The 20,126-nt window shown below is 64.2% G+C and carries 15 protein-coding genes; 8 read left to right on the top strand and 7 right to left on the bottom strand.

Annotation, left to right across the window (positions count from 1 at the left end; genetic code table 11):
* Nucleotides 1–76 precede the first annotated feature (76 nt).
* From mfd to mscL, 4 genes are all read left to right on the top strand, one after another.
* Nucleotides 77–3,562, top strand: a complete 3,486-nt coding sequence (gene mfd / locus F757_RS0109545; RefSeq protein WP_027211201.1) for a transcription-repair coupling factor — start codon at nucleotides 77–79, stop codon at nucleotides 3,560–3,562.
* Nucleotides 3,563–3,705: 143 nt separating this feature from the next.
* Nucleotides 3,706–4,965 carry an acetylornithine deacetylase gene (argE, locus tag F757_RS0109540; RefSeq protein ID WP_027211200.1) on the top strand — a complete coding sequence of 420 codons (1,260 nt, stop codon included), beginning with the start codon at nucleotides 3,706–3,708 and terminating at the stop codon, nucleotides 4,963–4,965.
* Between the two features lie 43 nt (nucleotides 4,966–5,008).
* Nucleotides 5,009–6,043, top strand: a complete 1,035-nt coding sequence (locus F757_RS0109535; RefSeq protein WP_027211199.1) for a threonine/serine dehydratase — start codon at nucleotides 5,009–5,011, stop codon at nucleotides 6,041–6,043.
* Between the two features lie 101 nt (nucleotides 6,044–6,144).
* On the top strand, nucleotides 6,145–6,591 hold the full coding sequence (gene mscL, locus F757_RS0109530) for a large conductance mechanosensitive channel protein MscL (RefSeq protein ID WP_027211198.1): 447 nt from the start codon (nucleotides 6,145–6,147) through the stop codon (nucleotides 6,589–6,591).
* Nucleotides 6,592–6,736: 145 nt separating this feature from the next.
* Here mscL and F757_RS0109525 read toward each other — a convergent pair whose 3' ends face one another.
* The 3 genes from F757_RS0109525 to F757_RS0109515 form a co-directional block, all read right to left on the bottom strand.
* Nucleotides 6,737–8,710 carry a hybrid sensor histidine kinase/response regulator gene (locus tag F757_RS0109525; protein ID WP_027211197.1) on the bottom strand — a complete coding sequence of 658 codons (1,974 nt, stop codon included), beginning with the start codon at nucleotides 8,708–8,710 and terminating at the stop codon, nucleotides 6,737–6,739.
* Between the two features lie 51 nt (nucleotides 8,711–8,761).
* Nucleotides 8,762–9,247, bottom strand: a complete 486-nt coding sequence (locus tag F757_RS0109520; RefSeq protein WP_027211196.1) for a response regulator — start codon at nucleotides 9,245–9,247, stop codon at nucleotides 8,762–8,764.
* Nucleotides 9,248–9,577: 330 nt separating this feature from the next.
* Entirely contained in the window at nucleotides 9,578–11,188 is a 1,611-nt protein-coding gene (locus F757_RS0109515) for a sensor histidine kinase (protein WP_027211195.1), read from the bottom strand.
* Nucleotides 11,189–11,521: 333 nt separating this feature from the next.
* Here F757_RS0109515 and F757_RS0109510 point away from each other — a divergent pair, with 333 nt between their 5' ends.
* Nucleotides 11,522–12,013: a hypothetical protein gene (locus F757_RS0109510; protein WP_013339158.1), complete on the top strand. Its 492-nt coding sequence runs from the start codon at nucleotides 11,522–11,524 to the stop codon at nucleotides 12,011–12,013.
* Between the two features lie 286 nt (nucleotides 12,014–12,299).
* On the opposite strand, the gene F757_RS0109505 is transcribed toward F757_RS0109510, so the two are convergent.
* Entirely contained in the window at nucleotides 12,300–14,855 is a 2,556-nt protein-coding gene (locus tag F757_RS0109505; protein ID WP_027211194.1) for an AsmA family protein, read from the bottom strand.
* A 134-nt stretch (nucleotides 14,856–14,989) separates the two neighbouring features.
* Here F757_RS0109505 and F757_RS0109500 point away from each other — a divergent pair, with 134 nt between their 5' ends.
* Together F757_RS0109500 and F757_RS0109495 are read left to right on the top strand one after the other, a co-directional pair.
* Nucleotides 14,990–15,700 (top strand): ABC transporter ATP-binding protein, encoded by a 711-nt coding sequence (locus F757_RS0109500; RefSeq protein ID WP_027211193.1) that lies wholly within the window; start codon nucleotides 14,990–14,992, stop codon nucleotides 15,698–15,700.
* The gene (locus F757_RS0109495) at nucleotides 15,697–16,506 is read left to right on the top strand and encodes an ABC transporter permease (RefSeq protein WP_027211192.1); all 810 of its coding nucleotides are present in this window, start codon (nucleotides 15,697–15,699) and stop codon (nucleotides 16,504–16,506) included. The genes F757_RS0109500 and F757_RS0109495 overlap by 4 nt, the downstream gene beginning before the upstream one ends.
* Nucleotides 16,507–16,603: 97 nt before the next feature.
* Here the strand turns inward: F757_RS0109495 and F757_RS0109490 are convergent, their stop codons facing one another.
* Together F757_RS0109490 and F757_RS0109480 are read right to left on the bottom strand one after the other, a co-directional pair.
* Nucleotides 16,604–17,167: a DUF6013 family protein gene (locus F757_RS0109490; protein WP_027211191.1), complete on the bottom strand. Its 564-nt coding sequence runs from the start codon at nucleotides 17,165–17,167 to the stop codon at nucleotides 16,604–16,606.
* A 200-nt stretch (nucleotides 17,168–17,367) separates the two neighbouring features.
* Complete coding sequence (locus tag F757_RS0109480) at nucleotides 17,368–18,384, bottom strand: zinc-binding alcohol dehydrogenase family protein (protein ID WP_027211190.1); 1,017 nt, start codon at nucleotides 18,382–18,384, stop codon at nucleotides 17,368–17,370.
* A gap of 193 nt (nucleotides 18,385–18,577) precedes the next feature.
* Here F757_RS0109480 and F757_RS0109475 point away from each other — a divergent pair, with 193 nt between their 5' ends.
* Nucleotides 18,578–19,540, top strand: a complete 963-nt coding sequence (locus F757_RS0109475; RefSeq protein WP_027211189.1) for a LysR family transcriptional regulator — start codon at nucleotides 18,578–18,580, stop codon at nucleotides 19,538–19,540.
* 214 nt (nucleotides 19,541–19,754) lie between these two features.
* Here the strand turns inward: F757_RS0109475 and F757_RS0109470 are convergent, their stop codons facing one another.
* The gene (locus F757_RS0109470) at nucleotides 19,755–20,057 is read right to left on the bottom strand and encodes a hypothetical protein (protein ID WP_027211188.1); all 303 of its coding nucleotides are present in this window, start codon (nucleotides 20,055–20,057) and stop codon (nucleotides 19,755–19,757) included.
* Nucleotides 20,058–20,126: the final 69 nt, after the last annotated feature.

The following is a 20,126-nucleotide window of genomic DNA, read 5'->3' as shown; positions in this document are numbered from 1 at the left end:
TAGGTCCTTCGCATCCACGCCCCGACACGCGTAAACTTGCCTGTTCGTGTGAGCCCGAGGCCGCCTTTTCCTTTCTATGCCAGATATCGCCGCATCATCGCAGTACTCCTCGCCCGTCGCGCTCGTCAAGGCCGGCCAGCGTTTTGCCTTCGACGGCACGCACGGCTCGTCCGACGCCCTGCTCATTGCCCGCTACCATCACGCCTCGCGCGAGAAGGTGCCGTTGCTCGCGGTCGTGTGCGAAAGCGCCGTCGATGCGCAGCGCCTGTCGCAGGAAATCGGCTTTTTCGCGCCCGAGGCGCGCGTGCGTCTTTTGCCCGACTGGGAGACGCTGCCTTACGACACCTTCTCGCCGCACCAGGACCTCGTGTCCGAGCGGCTCGCCACGCTGCACGATCTCGGCGAGGGACGCTGCGACATTCTGCTGGTGCCCGCCACCACGGCGCTCTACCGGATGCCGCCCGCGTCGTTTCTGGCCGCCTATACGTTCTCGTTCTCGCAGGGCGAGCGCCTTGACGAGGCGAAGCTCAAGGCGCAGCTGACGCTGGCTGGCTACGAACACGTGAGCCAGGTCGTGCGTCCGGGCGAGTACTGCGTGCGCGGCTCGCTGCTCGATCTTTATCCAATGGGCTCCCCCTTGCCCTACCGGATCGATCTGTTCGACGACCAGGTGGATTCGATCCGCGCGTTCGACCCGGACACGCAGCGCAGCCTCTATCCGGTCAAGGACGTGCGTCTCTTGCCGGGCCGCGAATTTCCCTTCGACGAAGCCGCTCGCACCGCATTTCGCAGCCGCTGGCGCGAGACGTTCGAGGGCGATCCGAGCCGCGCGTCGATCTATAAAGACATCGGCAACGGCGTGCCGTCGGCGGGCATCGAATATTATTTGCCGCTCTTCTTCGACGACACGGCCACCCTCTTCCACTATTTGCCGCAAGGCGCGCAACTCGCGTTCGTCGGCGATCTGGACGCGGCTATCCGGCGCTTTACCAACGACACGAAGCAGCGCTACAACTTCCTGTCGCACGACCGCGACCGGCCGATTCTGGAGCCGCAGCGCCTCTTTCTCACGGACGAGGATTTCTTCACGCTCGCCAAGCCCTTCGCGCGCCTCGTGCTGCCCATTAACGCAGGCGGCGGTTGGGCAACGCCCCTGCCGAACCTTGCCATCGACCGTCACGCAGACGACCCGGTCTCGGCCTTGCGCGCGTATCTCGACAGCACGCCGAACCGCGTGCTGTTCGCCGCCGAATCGGCGGGACGGCGCGAAACGCTGTTGCAACTGCTTGCCGACAACCATCTGAGGCCGGAGTCGAGCGACAGCTTCCAGGACTGGCTCACCGGCGACGCGCGTTTCTCGCTGGGCGTTGCGCCGCTCGCGAATGGTTTTGCCGTGCCGTCGGACGGCATTGCGATCATCACCGAAACCGAGCTTTACGGGCCGCTCGCGCGGCGCGCGGGGCGCCGCCGTCAGGAACAGGCGAGCAACGTCGACTCGATGGTGCGTGACCTGTCCGAACTGAAGGTCGGCGATCCGGTCGTGCATTCGCAGCACGGCATAGGCCGCTACATGGGCCTCGTCACAATGGATCTGGGCGAAGGCGAAACCGAGTTCCTGCACCTCGAATACGCGGGCGACAGCAAGCTCTACGTGCCGGTCGCACAGTTGCACGTCATCTCCCGCTATAGCGGCGCGGACCCGGAAAGCGCGCCGCTGCACTCGCTCGGTTCGGGCCAGTGGGAAAAGGCCAAGCGCAAGGCCGCGCAACAGATCCGCGACACGGCTGCCGAGTTGCTCAATCTCTATGCGCGCCGCGCCGCGCGCTCGGGTCACGCGTTCGCGCTCGAGCCGAAGGACTATGTGAAATTCGCCGAGAGCTTCGGCTTCGAGGAAACGCCGGACCAGGCCGCCGCCATCGCCGCGGTGATCGGCGACATGACGAGCGGCAAGCCGATGGACCGCCTCGTATGCGGCGACGTAGGCTTTGGCAAGACTGAAGTCGCGTTGCGCGCGGCGTTCATCGCGGTGATGGGCGGCAAGCAGGTGGCTTTGCTTTCGCCCACCACGCTGCTCGCGGAACAGCACACGCAAACCTTCAGCGACCGCTTCTCCGACTGGCCGGTGCGCATTGCCGAACTGTCGCGCTTCAAGTCGACCAAGGAAGTGAACGCGGCGATCCAGCAGATCAACGAAGGCAGCGTGGACATTGTGATCGGCACGCACAAGCTGCTCTCTTCGGACGTGCAGTTCAAGCGGCTCGGGCTCGTGATCATCGACGAGGAACACCGCTTCGGCGTGCGCCAGAAAGAGGCGCTCAAGGCCCTGCGCGCGGAAGTGGACGTGCTCACGCTCACCGCCACGCCGATTCCGCGCACGCTCGGCATGGCGCTTGAAGGCCTGCGCGATTTCTCCGTTATCGCCACCGCGCCGCAAAAGCGCCTCGCGATCAAGACCTTCGTGCGCCGCGAGGAAGAAAGCGTGATTCGCGAAGCGATGCTGCGCGAATTGAAGCGCGGCGGCCAGGTGTACTTCCTGCACAACGAAGTCGAAACCATCGAGAACCGGCGGCAGATGCTCGAAGCGCTCGTGCCCGAAGCACGCATTGCAGTCGCGCACGGGCAGATGCACGAACGCGAGCTTGAACGCGTAATGCGTGACTTCGTCGCGCAGCGCGCCAACGTGCTGCTGTGCACGACGATTATCGAAACCGGCATCGACGTGCCGAGCGCCAACACCATTCTGATTCATCGCGCCGACAAGTTCGGCCTCGCGCAATTGCATCAGTTGCGCGGCCGCGTGGGACGCTCGCATCACCAGGCGTACTCGTATCTGCTCGTGCACGATCCACAAGGGCTGACGAAGCAGGCACAGCGACGGCTGGAAGCCATCCAGCAGATGGAGGAACTCGGTTCGGGCTTCTATCTGGCCATGCACGACCTCGAGATTCGCGGCACGGGCGAAGTGCTCGGCGACAAGCAATCGGGCGAAATTCACGAGATCGGTTTCCAGCTTTACACCGACATGCTGAACGACGCGGTGAAGGCGCTAAAGGACGGCAAGGAGCCCGATCTCACGGCGCCACTTGCCGCGACCACCGAAATCAATCTGCATGCGCCCGCGATTCTTCCGGCCGACTACTGCGGCGACGTGCAGGAACGTCTGTCGCTTTACAAACGGCTTGCGAACTGCGAGCACAACGATTCGATCGACGGCATTCAGGAAGAGCTGATCGACCGCTTCGGCAAGCTGCCGCCGCAGGCGCTGGCGCTCGTCGAAACCCACCGTCTGAGGCTCGCGGCCAGGCCGTTGGGTATCTCGAAGATCGACGCCGGCGAAGCGGTGATCGGCTTGCAGTTCATTCCGAATCCGCCAGTCGACGCCATGCGGATCATCGAGATGGTGCAGAAGCACAAGCACATCAAACTGGCGGGCCAGGACAAGCTGCGCATCGAGACGCGCAGTCCCGACCTTGCGGTGCGTATCGCGACGGTCAAGGAAACCTTGCGCGCGCTCGGTTCGCCGAGCCGCGGCACAGCGGCGGCGGCCAGCGCGGCGCGCTGAACTGCCCGGTCGCACGCAGGTGCACCCAGCGCTAGCACTTTTCCGCAATGCTGCGGCGCGCAACGCGCGCGTCGCAGCATGCGAGCGGATATGCGCGGCGTTTTTTCGGTATGATCGAAAGACTCAAATGCCGGAGTCTTGTCATGTCTCATGTCGCTGATACAGCGCAGTCCTCGCAAACGTCCGCTACTTCATCCGCTGCTGCATCTGCTTCTTCATCCGGCCTCACGCCTGTCTCGCTTCCCTGGGTCACCCGTCTGGTGTCGATGGACACGGTGAGCCGCAACCCCAACCTCGGCCTGATCGAAACCGTGCGCGACGAGTTGCGCGGCGCGGGCATCGAAGCCACGCTCACGCACGACGCGAGCGGCAAATGGGCCAACCTGTTCGCGACGATCCCCGCGCACGACGGCGAAACGAACGGCGGCGTCGTATTGTCGGGTCATACCGACGTGGTGCCGGTGGACGGACAACAATGGGACAGCGATCCGTTCAAGCCTGAAATTCGCGGCGACAAACTGTATGGCCGCGGCACCTGCGATATGAAGGGCTTCATCGGCGCGGCGCTCGCACTCGTGCCGGACATGCAGCGCACGAAGCTCGCCAAACCGATCCACCTGGCCTTCTCGTTCGACGAAGAAGTCGGCTGCGCCGGCGCCCCGCTCATGATCGCCGACCTGATGAAGCGCGGCGTGAAGCCGGATGGCTGCATTGTGGGCGAGCCGACCAGCATGCGGCCCATCGTGGCGCACAAGGGCATCAACGCTTACCAATGCTGCGTGCGCGGGCAGGCGGCGCATTCGTCGCTCACGCCAAAGGGCTTGAACGCGATCGAGTATGCGGCGCGCCTCATCTGCTACATCCGCGACATGGCCGATCAGTTCCGCGAGCAAGGCCCGTTCGACGAACTCTACGACGTACCCTTCACCACCGCGCAGACCAGCACGATTGTCGGCGGCAACGCGATCAATACGGTGCCGGCGGAATGCAAATTCCAGTTCGAATTCCGCAACCTCCCCACGCTGGATCCGGAGCCGATCTTCGCGCGCATCGACCAATACGCGCGCGAAACGCTGTTGCCGAAAATGTTGCGCGAGCATCCATCTGCTGCGATAGAGATCACGAAGATCGCCGCGGCACCCGGGCTCGATGCGTCCGAACAGGCGGCCATCACGCAACTCGTGCGCGCGCTCACCGCGGACCAGGACAAGCGCAAGGTCGCCTACGGCACCGAAGCCGGACTGTTTTCGCTGGCGGGCATTCCGAGCATCGTGTGCGGTCCCGGCGACATCCAGCAGGCGCACAAGGCCAATGAGTTCGTCGCGCTGGACCAGCTCGTGGAATGCGAACGCTTCCTGCACAAGTTCATCCACAGCATGTCGGTGGACGCGCACGCGCGTTAAACCCCTGCTCACGCGTTCCCCACAACCCACTGTCGCCCACGCCATGTCAACCGCCACGCCGCAGCACACCGACCATACGATCGACGGCGAGCCGATCCCCACGCTCGACGACATCGCCGCGCAGCACTTCGCGCTGACGCCGTGGGTGGCGCGCACGCCTGTGTTCGACAGGCTCGACTTCGCGTCGCTCGAAGGCACGGTGGTGAACTTCAAGTTCGAGTTGCTGCAAGCAGGCGGCAGCTTCAAGGCGCGCGGCGCCTTCACGAATCTGCTGGCTCTGGATGAAGCGCAGCGCAGCGCGGGCGTCACCTGCGTGTCGGGCGGCAATCATGCGGTGGCGGTTGCATACGCGGCAATGCGCCTTGGCATTAGCGCGAAAGTCGTCCTGTTTCGCGCGGCGAATCCGGCGCGAGTCGCGCTGTGCAGGCAATATCGCGCGGAGATCGTGTTCGCCGAAGATCTTGCGGAGGCCTTCGAACTGGTGCGCCGCATCGAAGCCGAGGAAGGCCGCTACTTCGTGCATCCGTTCAACGGTTATCGCACGGTGCTCGGCTCAGCCACGCTCGGCTATGAATGGACCACCCAAACGCCGGATCTCGAAGCCGTGATCGTGCCGATTGGCGGCGGCGGTCTCGCGGCAGGCGTCGCCACGGCAATGCGGCTCGCGAATCCGCAGGTGCATGTGTTCGGCGTCGAGCCCGAAGGCGCCGACGCGATGGGCAAAAGCTTCGCCGCGAATCACACGGTCAAGATGGGCCATATGCACAGCATCGCCGATTCGCTGATGGCCCCGCATACCGAGCAATACAGCTATGAGCTCTGCCGCCGCCACATCGACGAGCTCGTCACAGTTTCCGACGACCAGTTGCGCGCGGCCATGCTGAGCTTGTTCGGACAACTGAAGCTCGCGGTCGAGCCCGCTTGCGCGGCGGCCACCGCGGCGCTGCTCGGACCGCTGCGCGAAAAACTGCAAGGCAAGCGCGTCGGTGTTCTGCTGTGCGGCACCAACACAGACCCGGTCACTTTTGCCGCGCATCTCGAGCGCGCACGCCATAGCGGGTCACAGTTTCCTGAGTAATCGCCGCGGTAACAGATCATGCGTGGCGTTTCGCGGCCGGGGGCTGGTCTATCCGTCTCAGATTGGTATGATTAAGTCATCGATATTCGGGAGGAAACCCTATGAGCATGGTCAAGGAATTCAAGGAATTTGCCCTCAAGGGCAATGTGATGGATCTCGCGGTCGGTGTCATTATCGGCGGCGCGTTCTCCACCATAGTCAATTCGGTTGTGAAAGACCTGATCATGCCGGTTGTCGGCCTTGCCACGGGCGGCCTCGATTTCTCGAACAAGTTCTTTCGCCTCGGCCCCATTCCAGCGAGCTTCAAAGGCAGTCCCGAATCGTATAAAGACCTGCAGACAGCGGGCGTCGCCGTATTCGGTTATGGCTCGTTCATTACGGTGCTCATCAACTTCATCATTCTCGCGTTCATCATTTTCCTGATGGTGAAGTTCATCAACAATCTGCGCAAGCCGGCCGACGCCGCGCCGTCCGAACCGCCGCCGCCGCCCGAAGACGTGCTGCTGTTGCGTGAAATCCGCGACTCGCTGAAGAACTCGCCGCGCTAGGCAGCGACCGCCGAAGCCGGCCCTCGCGCACCGGTCCCGCCAGGATGGGGCCCGCAAAAAAGGCCTGTTGCGACGCAGTCGCGACAGGCCTTTTTCTTTTCTGCTCGACGCACCCGCGGGCGAGCCTGCAGAGCACCATCGCGCACTAGGCTTTTTTCTGCGCCTTCAGGGTAATCGCGCTCTCGATCATCGTTTCGAGTTGTGCGAAGTTGACCGGCTTCGTCAAATGCGATGTGAAACCGGCAGCGAGACAACGCCGCACATCTTCGTCGGTACCGAAACCGGTCAGCGCAACCGCTGGCGCGTTCGAATGCTCGCGATACGCTTTGATAAAGTCGAGACCGGTGCCGTCCGGCAAGCCTACGTCGCTCACGACGAGATCGAATGTCTGCAACTGGGTGGCCGCGAGCGCGTCGTCCACGCGGCCCACCGTCGTGACGTCATGGCCGAGCGTGCGGATCAGTTGCCCCATCACCTCCGCGGTATCCACGTGGTCCTCGATCAGCAAAATGTTAAGTACACCGGCCGGATGCACCGGTTCGGGCAACACCGCCTGCGAGGTGCGCGCGGGCGCAGCCGCGGTGGGCAGCGTGATGGTGAACGTGGCGCCGCAATGCGCGCCCGGGCTTTGCGCAGTGACAGTGCCGCCATGCACGTCGGTGAGCGCCTTGGTGATCGCAAGACCGAGGCCGAGGCCGCCAAACTGCCGTGTCATTTTCTGGTCGCCCTGCTCGAAAGCGTTAAACAACTTGCCGATCTGGTCGGGTTCGATGCCGATGCCCGTGTCTTCCACCGAGATCTGCACGTGCATGCGTTCGTCGCGCGTTCGCACATAGATATGGCCGCCGTCAGGCGTGAACTTCGCGGCGTTGCGAATCAGGTTCCACAGCATCTGCTGCAGGCGCGCGCGGTCGGCCAGCACGTAGTGGTGCGTCGCATCCTTGTACACGTGCACGTCCTGCTGCTTGACCTGAATCTCGCTGCGAAAGAGTTCGAGCACGCTGTCTATCACCTCGTGCACGTCGACCGTTTCCAGCGACAGGCGCAGCTTGCCGTTGGCCACCCGCGTGAGGTCCAGCAGATCGTCGATCAGCCGCGCTTCCAGTTCGACGTTGCGGCGAATCATCCGCACACTCGCGCGCGCCTGATCGGGCAGATCAGGAATCATCTCGAGCACGCTCGCACCCGCCAGCACCGGCGTGAGCGGCGTACGCAATTCGTGCGACAGCATGGCGAGAAAGCGGTCTTTCGCGCGGTTGGCTTCTTCGGCGATCTGCCGCGCCGCCTGTTCGGAAGCGAGCAGCCGTTCGCGCTCCTGCATTGCCTCGCGCTCGGAATGGATATCCGTGCAACTGCCGAACCATTTGCTGACGTTGCCTTCGTTGTCGCGCGTGGCAACCATGCGTGCATCGAACCAGCGGTATTCGCCATCATGACGGCGTATGCGCAATTCATGCCGATAGGTGCCCGCATGACCGGCCACGGCTCTGAGCCAGCTGCGGCGCACCTCGTCGCGATCGTCGGGATGCACTGCGTCGAGCCACGCGAGACCATGCGAGCTGTTTTCGGCGAGGCCCGTGTAGTCGTACCACTGCTTCGACAGGAAGTCGCAGTCGCCCGCGGCATTGCAGGTCAGCACGAGGTGCGGCAGCGCTTCGGACAGGTTGCGGTAATGCTGCTCGCGATCGCGCAAGAGCAGCGCTTCGTCGGAGGCGCGCTGCAAACGCACTTGCGAGAGCACCCGCTCCACGGCTTCGGGCAGGTAATCGAGGTAATCGCCCGATTTGGGCACCACGTCGGACACGCCTGCGCGCAGCGCTTCGATCACGCGCGATTCGTCCGTAAAACCGGTCACGAGGATGGCCGGGATGCGCACACCTTCGGCGCGCAGGCGGCGGAAGAAGTCGAGCCCGGTTTCCGGCCCGCTCAACTGGTAATCGAGCACGAGCAGGTCGAGGCCGCCTGCCGCGAGCCGGGCACGCGCCGCCTCCACGCTCGCGCAGACCGCGACCCGGCAGCCGGCGCGTTCAAGCGACTTGCGTGCAAGCCGCAAGATACCCTCGTCGTCGTCGACGACGAGAATCGAGGCGGCGGGCTGCAGAGACACGTCTTCGGTCATGCGCGATCTTCGTGTGTTAGGTCTATAGAGTATGTGAACAATCGGCGCGCGTCATGATGGTGGCGCGAAGCGATGCCCCGACGGCAGCTTGACCACCTGCAGGAAGAATCCGAGCCGACGCACCGCCTCTATGAATGCATCGTACTCGACCGGCTTGGTAATGTAGACATTGCAGCCGAGTTCATAGCAGCGCGCGATTTCGCGTGGATCGTCGGTGGTGGTCAGCACGATCACGGGCACCGGCGCGGTTTGCGGCGACTCCTTCAGGCGCCGCAACACCTCGAAACCGTCCACGCGTGGCATCTTGAGATCGAGGAGCACGACGGAATTCCTCAGATCTTCCGGTTGCGGATGCGCACCGGGCGTGCTCCCGCCTTGCGGGTCTGTGCCGAAGAAGTAATCGAGAGCCTGCTGGCCATCGCGAAAGCGCATGAAACCATTCGAAATACCGGCACGGCGCAGATTGCGCTCGACGAGCGTGGCATGGCCGTCGTCGTCTTCGATGAGGACGATGCTGACCGTTTCCCCGTGACTCATATGCCCTCCGTTGTCCCAGTTCGTGCGCGGGTTGATGCGTGGTTGATGCGCGGTTGATGCGTGGTTGTTGCGTGGTTGATGCCTGCTTGTTGCGTGGTTGATGCGTGATTGTTGCCTGCTTGTTGCCTGCTTGTTGCCTGCTTGTTACCTGGTTGATGCCTGGACAATGCGTGGTGGAAGCCTGGTTGACGCCCTCACTTGCGCCGAATTCGTGCCCCGCTCGTTGCCGGCCTGCGCCTCGTCCCCTTGCGCCTTGCGGCGAGGCCGCGCTCACCGTCGTGCAGATAAGTCATGATGCGCCGTGGCCTTTATTCATTGTGCCCTGCAAGTTCAGAGCCGTGCGGGCTGTTCCGGCAGCACGACGAAAAAGGTCGAGCCCGCGCCTTCAGCGGACTCCACCCACACGCGGCCGCCATGCCGCTCCACCGTGCGCCGCACCACCGCCAGACCGACTCCGTCGCCGCCCGCCACCTCCACGTGCAGCCGCTGAAACGCGCGGAACACCTTCGACATATAGGCGGCCGGAATGCCGAGGCCGTTGTCGCGCACATAGTAAGTGCGCATGCGTATCGCGCGCGGGTCGTTTCCCTCGACAGGTTCAGGCTCCAGCGCGCCGATTTCTATGCGCCCGCTGCGCGCCGGGTCGAGATAAGTCAACGCATTGCCGATCAGGTTGCTGAAGATCTGTTCGAGCGCAGCCGGGTCGCCCCATGCGGGCGGCAAATCGCGCACTGTGACGGCCGCGCCGCGCTCCTCAATCACGCCTTGCAGATTGTCTACGACGCGCATCACCAGACGCGCGACGCTCACCCGTTGCCACTGGTATTCGAGCCGGCCCGCGCGCGAAATGCGCAGCAGCGCCTCGATGATCGCCGCCGCCTGCGTGACCGCACCTCGCAAGTATTGCAGGGATTCGCGCACGTCGCCGTCGAGAATATCCGCCATGCGTTTGTGTTCCGCTACCGGCAGGCGCGCTTCCACGACAATGCGGTCCAACTCGTCGCACGAAACCTGCAACTCCTTCGAGAACCCTTGCAGGTTCACGAGTGGCGAGCGCAGATCATGCGACACGCTATAGATGAACATTTCATTGTCTTGCGTCTCCTGGCGCAGTTCCTCATTGACGCCGGCCAGTTCATGCGCCCGCGCTTCGAGACGCTGCTTGAGCGATGCCTGCTCGGCTTCCGCCTCGCGCAGGCGCGCGCCGGTCTGGTGCAGCACGGCGTCGAGCGCCGCGATTTCGTCCGTGCCGGACAGGCGGGCAGCAAGCGGGCGCCCTTTGCCGAGGCGCTCCGCGTTATCGGTCAACACCTCGAAACGCCGCCCGATGCTGCGCGCGAACACGACTGCGGTGCCCGCCCAGATCAGCATGGACCCGATAACGGCCGCGATCAATGCGTATTGCTGACGCGCGCGGCGCCGCGCGAGCGCCACCGAGCGCTCACCATCCAGACGCGAGGCCTCTTCGCCGAATGCCGCGAGTTCGTCGCGAAACGCCACGATCGGCTGCGGCAGCGCACCACTTTCCAGCGCGGCGAGCGAGCCGCCGCTGCGGCCGTCGTGCAACGCCTGTGCAACGGTCACGGTCTGCGCGCGATAGGCGTCGATCGCGCGTCTCATCTTATGGACACGCTCTGCCTGTTGCGGCGTGTCGGCAACCAGCGCGTCGAGCTTCGACAGACGGTCGCTCATGTCGATCCACACCGTATGCCGTTCGAGTAGCGATGCGTCGCCGATCACCATGCCGGTTCGCACGCGGGCGGCCTGACGCAGCAGCGGATCGGCAAGCGCCGACGACTGATAGAGAATCTGCTTGCTGGTGGTAACCCATTGCGCGGCCTGCGCTGTCTGCTCCTGCGTGTCGAAGACGACGCCGAGAAGCGCCAGTTCGACGAGGCTGGGCACGGCGATCAGCAGCAGACCCTTGGTGACTAATTTCATGTTCGCCCGAAGGTCGTTCAAGCCGCGGCGGCTCGCGGGAACCGCCAGCCGGACGGGCCATTATCGACGTGAATCGGCAAGATTTCAACGTGAGGCCGGATTGCGCCGGCCCACATAAAAATGACTTTTTTATTGGTGCAAGATGTTTTTTCGGCGCGTCGTGCGTCTATGATGGAGTCAGATGTGCTGGAATGCGAAAGCGCGCGGCGAGGCGGTTCGGCATGATTCGTGCGGGAAGCGGTGAGGCGGCGGGATCGTCGAATCATCGTGAATCCGGCCTTGTCGTATGCTATAAAAGATCGACGTGCGGCGCGCGAAGCCGGGAGTTGTCGCATGAGGACGCTGCGTTTCTTGCAATTCTTTTTCAGGCGAATTTTTATGTCCTTCCCGAAAAAGCGTAGACGCGCGAAGGTGGACGGCGATGAGTCGTTCCTCGCGGTACTGCGGCATTTCAAGCCCTTCGGTCAACTCGACACCAAGATCGCGCGTGCTCGGGCCCAAGACGAGCCGGTTCTTTATGCGCACGTGTTGCCCGGACTCGACGTGCTTCTGTGCAGCGTGCGCGGCGCGCATCCGCCCTACCCGGCTGCGGCGGAACTGCGGCGGCGCTGCATCGAATCCATTACCAATGCACTGGAACAACCGCTCGACGGCCTCGAGAACGGCGGTTACTGGTATGAAGCCGACGGCTTCGGCTTTCTTGTTTTCGCAAGCCGCGCCCGCGGCAGGATTCTGACCGAATTCGGTGCGACACGCGTGGGCGCGCGTCGCGGCGTTCGGCGGCAGGACGCAGCAGGCGACGCCACACCGCGCTCGTTGCGATAAGGCGTGTGGATTTCCGACGCGCGGCGCTCATAGGCGCCGCGTTTTCATTTCCGTATGTCTTTCCGTTTGCCTTCGCTGTGCCGCAATCCAATCGCCGCCCAGCTCACGTTCTGCCTCGTCTACATTCCGCCGCGCTGGCACCGCACGGCGACCTGCTGGGCTGCGCTAGCGGCTCGCCTGCATTCACGTCGCCGTCAGGTTGAAGGCACGCTGATCAGCCATAGAAAGACAAAAGAAAGGCCGCCGCCAAACATCCAGCTCAACGAGTCTGCGCTGAGGAAGTGCATCAGCTTCCCTTGTATTCGGCTGCGCTCGCCGGCGACGCAGGGACTGCCTTGCGACCGGCCGGTGCAGACGCGGACGTGGGCGCGGAAGCCGCGGCTTCGCCAGATGAGCGCTTGTTGACCGGCGCGCCCTCGAGGGAAATGGCGGGCTTGGGTGGCTGTTTGCTGCCAGGCGGCGGCGCCTTCGGCGCCTGACGCACCTGCGACAGCAACTGGGCACACGGCAACGGCTTGTTGTTGCTCGGCGCGAGCAAGGGCAGCAGCGCGGCAAATGGATTGACCAGACCGAGACCCACTGCAGCGCCGCCCCGCAACGCGAGCGCGGCGGCATTCACACCGACGTGCGGGTTCTTGAACGTGCCCTTCGCATACAGCGGCGAGCGCAGCGAAAACACGCGGAAACCCTTCGTGTGCGGATGTACGCCGAGGTCCATCGTTTCGTCGCGCATGTTGACGTGGCCGTCGATGTCGATCACCGCATCGTCCGTGTCGAGTGCGAACACGCGCGACTCGAGCACGCCGTCGGTCGCGACAAAGTCGGCGGCCGCGCAGTTGATCTTCACGTCGCGATTGCCGAACAGCTTCTCATAGACAACGTTGGCCACGTTCAGACCCGCGGCTTCCATCAGCAGACGGCTCACGGTGCCTTCCGTGACGAGCGCCTTCACCTCCCCGTTCGAGGTCGCGGCGAGCGCGGCCGGCGAATTGCCCGTTGCAGTGAGCGCGGCGTCGCCGTTGATTTCGCCGAGCGCGTTCTGCATCGTCTTGAAGTTGGGGAACAGTTGTTTCAGCTTGAGATGCCGCGCGGCGGTCGCAAAGCGGGCCTTGAGCGGCGCGCCGCTGCCGTCCAGATGAATGTTGGAAGCGAGCGTGCCGCCGGCCACGCCGAATTTCAGCGGCTCGAGTGAGAGCACGCCGTTGGTCATCACAATGTGCGTATACAGATCGGTGATAGGCAGATCGGCGTTCTTGACGATGCGCCGGCCGGTGAATTTCACGTCCGCGTCGATCGCCTTCCAGCGGTCGGTGCGGAATTCTTCGACCGGCAGTGCCTTGCTCGACGGCTGCATCGTCCCATCGCCACGCTTGGCCTTACTCGCGTTGGAGTCGGCGCCGATCACAGGCGCGAGGTCGGAGAACTGCAGCAGACGGGACTCGAGTTGGCCTTGCAGCAGCGGGCGCGGTTGACGCGCCGTGTAGATGAGCGAGCCGTTCAGGTCGCTGCCGCCCACACGTCCTGTAAAGTTTTCATACTTGAACACGTTGCCGGTCGTCTTGAACTGGCCGACGAACCGTCCCTCGGTGGCATAAGGCGGCGTGTCGGGCAAGGTCACGCCCGTCAGCGAATAGAGCTTTGCCATGCTGCTGCCCTGCACCCACAGGCGCAGGTCGACGGCGGCCAGATGCGCCGGGTCGGTGACCGTGCCCACGAGGCCCACATGCAGATCGCCCGCTTTGACGTCCGCCTGCACGGGAAACGGCCGGTTCGCGTCCTGGAGCGCGAGCACGCCGCCCACCTTGCCGCTGCCCGAGACCGGCGTCTTGTTGTACGTGCCTTTGAGGGTCCAGCCAATCGCGTAAGGCGGGATGTCGCGAGGGCGACCGCTGGCCGCCGTGGTGGCGCTTGCTCCGCTCGCGTCGCTGGTCCCGCTGACCACGCTGGCTGCGCTCGCGCTCTGCGCGCCCGACGCCGAGGCGAGCGCCGCGCCGCTTGCGCCTGTCACAGCACTTGCGCCCTTCGAGCCGCCCGCGACGAGCCCGCCCGAAGCGCCCGTGGCCGCCGTCGTGCCCGACGCATGAATATCCGTCGACGACGCCCCGGAGGCCGCGGCCGCCGCAGCAGCGGAGGCCGCCGACGCCGCCTGCGCATCTGCCTGCGCGCCGAGCTTCTTCGCGCCTTCCTTGCCCACCGCCTCGGCCGATGCCTTGCGCGATGCCTGTTCCTGCTGCTTCAACGCCTCGCCAATCGGGATGGGCTGGCCGAGCGTATCGACCACCATTTGCGCGTCGACTTTCTTCTGCTCGTCAGAAAGCGCAATGTTGCCCTTCGCGAACACGATGTCATGCAATTGCAATTTCCATTGCGACGGCGTCTTCGACTTCGGAAGCTCGAACGTCCAGTTGTTGCGGCCATCCATCATGCGTTCGAGATCGACGGACGGATTCACGAGGTTGATCGCCGGAATCACGATGTCGTGCGCGAGGAGCGGCAGCACCTTCACCTGGAAATCGATTTCGTCGAGGGTCGCGAACTGCGGGCGCTTCGCCCAGTCCGGGTTGGCAATCGTGATATTGGCCGCCGAAAAGCGCGGCCAGGGCACCCAGCTTTTCCAGCCCGTCTCGCCGACCGGATGACGCAAGCCGACCCGCAGGTCGCCATTGATCGTGAACTGGCGGCCGATGGCCTGCGTGACCTTGTCATTGACGTAGGGGCGGGCGCGATTCCAGTCGAAGGTCAGGATGAAAACGGTGAGCGCAATCACGAGAATCACGATGATCGCCACGATCCATGCGACGATTTTGCCGATCCGTCTTCCGATTGTGCTCGACCCTGCCATCAAACGCTCCCGCGAGTTTTTCTTGGTTGTGGGTCGTGCAGCAGATATTGTGCCCGCGGGTCGAGTGCGCGGCTACGCTGTTGCCCCTATCATGCTGCATCGCTCACCATGCTTAACGCGCCTCCTTCGTTTTCATGACTCAGATTCCGCTTGTTCTTGCCGACGGCATTGTCCGGCGCGACGCCTTAAGCGGCCAGACGCTGTTGCAGTCCACCCGTTTCGCGCTCAGTGCGGGCGAGCGCGTGGCTATCACCGGTCCGTCGGGTTCGGGCAAGAGCGTGTTCCTGCGCGCGCTGGCGCTGCTCGATCCGCTCGACGCCGGCGCCATCCTGTGGCGTGGAGCGCCCGTCAGCCGGGCCGCGATTCCGGCGTACCGGCGCAATGTCGCGTATATCCGGCAGCGGCCCGCGCTGCTCGACGGCAGCGTGGAAGACAACCTGTGTTATCCGTTCGAGTTGCGCGCCTATCGCGACGTGCGCTTTGATCGCGATTACGCCGCGAGTCTCGTCGCACAGGCGGGCCGCAGCAGCGACTTCCTCGACAAACGGGCGAGCGAACTGTCAGGGGGCGAAGCACAGATCACTGCACTCATTCGCGTACTGCAACTCGCGCCGCCAGTGCTGCTGCTCGACGAACCCACGGCTTCGCTCGATCCCGAATCGTCCCACGCCATTGAAACTCTCGTGCGCGCCTGGTTTGACGCCGCGCGCGGCGCTCGTGCGTCGATCTGGGTGTCGCACGATCCCGCGCAAGCCGCGCGCATGAGCGAGCGGCATCTGACCATGCGTGCAGGGACGCTCGATGAACCCGCCCTTGCGCCCACCCGTACAGAGTCCAGCCGATGACATTGCAAACCCTGAGTCTGTGGGACGTCGCGATCGCGGCGCTGCTGATCGTCGTAAACGGCGTGGTGTCGGTCGCACTGAAGCTCGAGCTCGAACGCAAGCTCGCATGGGCCGGCGTGCGCACCGTCGTGCAGTTGCTCGCCATTGGCTATGTGCTCGGCTGGGTGTTTCGCTACGACCATTGGTTCGTCGTGCTGCCGTTAATGATCGCGATGACGCTGATTGCCGGCTTCGCGGGCGCGCAACGCGGCACCCGCACCTACCGGGGACAACGTGCGGACAGCGTGCTGTCGATCTGGGTCAGTTCGTGGCTCGTGGCCGCGGTGGGGCTCTTCGTCGTGATCCGCATTCACCCGTGGTACGAGCCGCAGTATGCGATTCCGATACTCGGCATGATTCTGGGCAACACGCTCACGGGCGTATCGCTCGGCATTGAACGCATGACCGAGGAACTGACTGCACGGCGCGACCGCGTGGACATGGCGCTTGCGCTCGGCGCGACCCGCTGGGAAGCCGCGCAGGCACCGGCGCGTCAGGCCGTGCGCGCAGGCATGATGCCGACGCTGAACCAGATGGCGGTGGTCGGCGTGGTGAGTCTGCCGGGCATGATGACCGGCCAGGTGCTGGCCGGTCAGTCGCCGCTGCAGGCGGTGCGCTACCAGATCGTGATCATGTTCCTGATTGCGGCTTCGTCGGCGCTCGGAACGGTGGGCGCGGTGCTGCTCACTTATCGGCGGCTCTTTTCGGCGGAGCACCGGTTTCTGTCGGCGCGGCTTATCGAGCGCCCCGCCGCCGCGCGGCGCTGAGCCGCGCGGGGCTTCAGGCCGGAGACGGGGTCATCCGGCCGGTTCTGCGGCTCTGCGGTTCTGCGGTTCCACAGCCAGGCAGCCAGGCAGTTCGGCCTCACCGTTTCGCGCTGATCGCCACGGTCGTACCGTCGCTGAGCGTCAACGTTTTCGTGCTGCCGTTCACCGGCATCGTGAAACGCAGCACCTGGCTCATACTGACATCGTTCGGACACTTGAGCGATTTTCCATTGGCCGTGACGGTCTTCGTGCCGTCCGGCTTGTGGGCCTGGAAGTTCAGTTGCACGGTTGCGGTGCCGTCTTCGCCGACGACCGGCGCGAGACGTATCTGCGTCTGCCGGATCATGGCGCCGTTCGCGTCGAGCGGCAGCGACGCATAGTTCGGGCATGCTTCGGTTACGGGAACGGCGCCGCCAGGCGGCACGGTCTTCCACGTAAAGTCGTCGGACTGGCCCGAGCGGATCGTGCGGGTTTCCTGCGAATTGCCGAACTGTTTCGACGTGACGCGAACGGTGTAGCGGATCGGACCGTCGAGCGCCGATTGCGACGTCACGGTGATGGGCGTGGCCGCCTGCGCGGCCGGCGCGAGCATGCCGCAAGACAGCGCGCAAGCGAGAGAAGCGACAACCGGAACGGCGGAGAGTTTGAAGCTGGGGCTCATACTGTCACCTCGTTGTTGTGCCGCTGCATGCCCGCATGAGCCGCCCCGCGCACAGGTTCATGCGTCGAGCCTGCGGCAGCCGGCAGCGGACGCGAGGCACGCAACCGCTTTGGCATGATGCGCCACCAGTCTACCGCCAAGCGATGCCGCGCGCGCCTGCGCGGCATCGGGTGTTACCCCGCTTGCGTTGCCGGCTTTTATCAGAAGCCGCTCAATACGAGCTTGCCGATCGCGCGCCCTTCCTCCAGCAGGCGATGCGCGCGGCGCAAGTTCGCGGCATTGATCGCGCCGAGATTCTGCCCGACCGTCGTGCGCAAGATGCCGCCGTCGACGAGCCGCGCCACCTCGGTCAGGAGCTTGTGCTGCTCGATCATGTCGGGCGTGCCGAACATCGAACGCGTGAACATGAACTCCCAGTGAAACGCGGCGCTCTTTGCCTTCAGCAATTCGACCGGCACCGGCTTGCTGTTTTCGACGATCGTGCAAATGCTGCCCTGCGGCTTCACGAGCTCGGCCGCGGCCGGGAAGTTCTTGTCCGTGTCGTTGAAGATCAGCACGTAGTCGACCTGGCCGATGCCGAGTTTCTTCAGTTGCGCCGGCATGTCGCCGAAATGATCGACGATATGATCCGCGCCCAGCTCCGTCGCCCATTTCGCCGACTCGGGGCGCGACGCGGTCGCAATCACCTTGAGTTTTGCAAGCTGCCTGGCCAGTTGAATGCCGATGGAGCCGACGCCGCCCGCCCCGCCCACGATCAGCACCGTGCGGCCTTCATGCGCGCCTTGCGGCGAGACGCCAAGGCGATCGAACAACGCCTCCCACGCGGTGATCGCGGTCAACGGCAAGGCCGCCGCGTGCGTGAAATCGAGCGAGGCGGGCTTGCGTCCGACAATGCGCTCATCGACCAGGTGGAATTCGCTATTCGCGCCCGGCCGCGTGATGCTGCCCGCATAGAAAACCGGGTCGCCCACCTTGAAGAGCGTAACCTCGGGGCCCACCGCGACCACTGTGCCGGCGGCGTCCCAGCCCAGCACGCGCGGCTCTTTTTCGACGGTGTCTTTGGGGGCGCGCACTTTCGTGTCGACCGGATTCACCGAGATGGCTTCCACCTTTACCAGCAGATCGCGACCGGTGGCTTCGGGTTTCGGAATATCGACGTCGATCAGCGCCTCTTCGTTGTCGATAGGCAAATAGCGGTAGAGGCCGACTGCTTTCATTTTTCAGGTTCCTTGATGAGTCCGGGTTAAGTGCGGGTTCGATCCGGCGACCGGCGGCATGGGCTAAGGCTTTCGTTATGGCCTTGCGCGCCGACTCTGGCGGATTCGCCAGTCCGTTGAAGTGATCGTAAGCCGTCTCTTATTACGATAAAAGCGGCATAATCTCTGAAACATATTTTTGATTTTCAGGAAAATGCGCCCTGTCTCCTCAACGCTGCGCGATGCGCGTCCGGCCGCCAGCGAGCGCGAGCGCCTCGATCTGCTCGACGTCGCCCTGTTCGTGCGAGCCGCGCTGCTTGCGAACGTGTCGGCGGCCGGACGGGAGTTCGGCTTGTCGGCGGCGGTTGCGAGCGCACGCATCGCGCAGTTGGAGAAGCTGCTTGGTGCCCGCCTGCTTCATCGCACCACGCGCCGCATCAGTCTCACGCAGGACGGCGAAGTGTTCATGACGCGCGCCGAAGCGCTGCTCGATGCGGCCGCCGCGGCGCGCGCCTCGGTGGGCCGTGGGCAAGCGGAGCCGCAAGGCCGCTTGCGCGTGTCGATGCCGTCGTCGTTCGGGCGGCAGCATGTGTCTCCTGTCGTCGGCGAATTCCTGCGCCGTTATCCGGGCGTGAGCGTCGATTTGCGGCTGACCGATCAGATCATCGATCTCGTCGATGCCGGCATCGACGTGGCGATTCGCATCGGCGTGCTGAAGGATTCGTCGCTGGTCGCGCGGCGGCTTGCGCTGAACCGGCGCGTGCTGTGCGCGGCGCCTTCCTATCTGGCGGAGCGCGGCACGCCGCATCATCCGTCGGACCTCGTGCAGCACGAATGCATGATTCTGTCGGACCAGCGCGACTGGGCGTTCGAGACGCCTGCCGGACCGCTCGATGTGCGCGTGAGCGGGCGCCTTGTCACCGACAACGGCGAAGTGATCCGCGATGCGTTGCTCGCGGGTTTCGGCATAGCGCTCAAATCGACATGGGACGTGGCGCCGTTTCTGCGCAGCGGCGAACTGGTCAGTGTGCTCGACAGCTATCCGCTTGCGGAGAAGGTGGCGATCTGGGCGGTGTATCCCAGCCGCGCGTTCGTGCCGCCGAAGACGCTCGCCTTCATTGACTTTCTCGCCGGGCATTTCGGCGACCCGCCTTATTGGGACGCCGAACCGGCTTGAGCGCGGCACAACGGTCGGTGCGGGTTGCGAAGCTGGTGGCTTGGGTTGCGGGATTGGGCGCCGCCGTGCCGCCGGCCTGGGTCGCGGATTTGGGCGACGCAGCTCGGCGGCTACCGGGTTCGGGATCTTGGTGCCGCCATTGACGCCCGCTGTTGAGTACCGGGCTACGGGCGCCGCCGTCCGCACGAGTCAAGAGCCGAATAGGCGGCGCGTATCAGCGCTCCTCGCTCTTCGAACCGGACACTTTGCCATCCGAATTGATGTCGGCGTGCGCATCGTTCTGAGTCTTTTCCTGGTATTCGCCGCCGCCGCGGCGGTCGGTGTCCTTGAGTCCGCGTTCGACGTCGCTGTGCGCCTGTTTGCCGACGCGCCGCGGATCTTCGTCGTCCTGCGACACGGTGTTCTGGTCGTTCTCGTGTGGCAGCGGCGCGGCTGTTTCCTGCAACGAGTGCGGGTCTTTCGGTGCATGTGGATCAGCGGTCTTGTCGCCGTCCGACGATTGCGGTGTGCTCTTCATAGTCATAGCGTGCTCCTGGTTTGCCTGAAGTTATCCGGCAGATGCGTGCCGTCACGCGGGTCGATGTGC

This window comes from Burkholderia sp. WSM2232 (assembly GCF_000472545.1).
In the GTDB taxonomy this organism is placed as follows: domain Bacteria; phylum Pseudomonadota; class Gammaproteobacteria; order Burkholderiales; family Burkholderiaceae; genus Paraburkholderia.
This window is presented reverse-complemented; position numbering and strand designations above follow the sequence as displayed.

Bases quoted from the DNA above. Each gene is read 5' to 3' on its own strand.
- F757_RS0109480 (WP_027211190.1), bottom strand. From the start codon at position 18,384: ATGAAAGCAGTCGGCCTCTACCGCTATTTGCCTATCGACAACGAAGAG.
- F757_RS0109490 (WP_027211191.1), bottom strand. From the start codon at position 17,167: ATGAGCCCCAGCTTCAAACTCTCCGCCGTTCCGGTTGTCGCTTCTCTC.
- F757_RS0109505 (WP_027211194.1), bottom strand. From the start codon at position 14,855: ATGGCAGGGTCGAGCACAATCGGAAGACGGATCGGCAAAATCGTCGCA.
- argE (WP_027211200.1), top strand. From the start codon at position 3,706: ATGTCTCATGTCGCTGATACAGCGCAGTCCTCGCAAACGTCCGCTACT.
- F757_RS0109510 (WP_013339158.1), top strand. From the start codon at position 11,522: ATGAGGACGCTGCGTTTCTTGCAATTCTTTTTCAGGCGAATTTTTATG.
- F757_RS0109515 (WP_027211195.1), bottom strand. From the start codon at position 11,188: ATGAAATTAGTCACCAAGGGTCTGCTGCTGATCGCCGTGCCCAGCCTC.
- F757_RS0109520 (WP_027211196.1), bottom strand. From the start codon at position 9,247: ATGAGTCACGGGGAAACGGTCAGCATCGTCCTCATCGAAGACGACGAC.
- F757_RS0109475 (WP_027211189.1), top strand. From the start codon at position 18,578: ATGCGCCCTGTCTCCTCAACGCTGCGCGATGCGCGTCCGGCCGCCAGC.
- F757_RS0109470 (WP_027211188.1), bottom strand. From the start codon at position 20,057: ATGAAGAGCACACCGCAATCGTCGGACGGCGACAAGACCGCTGATCCA.
- F757_RS0109535 (WP_027211199.1), top strand. From the start codon at position 5,009: ATGTCAACCGCCACGCCGCAGCACACCGACCATACGATCGACGGCGAG.
- F757_RS0109500 (WP_027211193.1), top strand. From the start codon at position 14,990: ATGACTCAGATTCCGCTTGTTCTTGCCGACGGCATTGTCCGGCGCGAC.
- mfd (WP_027211201.1), top strand. From the start codon at position 77: ATGCCAGATATCGCCGCATCATCGCAGTACTCCTCGCCCGTCGCGCTC.
- F757_RS0109495 (WP_027211192.1), top strand. From the start codon at position 15,697: ATGACATTGCAAACCCTGAGTCTGTGGGACGTCGCGATCGCGGCGCTG.
- F757_RS0109525 (WP_027211197.1), bottom strand. From the start codon at position 8,710: ATGACCGAAGACGTGTCTCTGCAGCCCGCCGCCTCGATTCTCGTCGTC.
- mscL (WP_027211198.1), top strand. From the start codon at position 6,145: ATGAGCATGGTCAAGGAATTCAAGGAATTTGCCCTCAAGGGCAATGTG.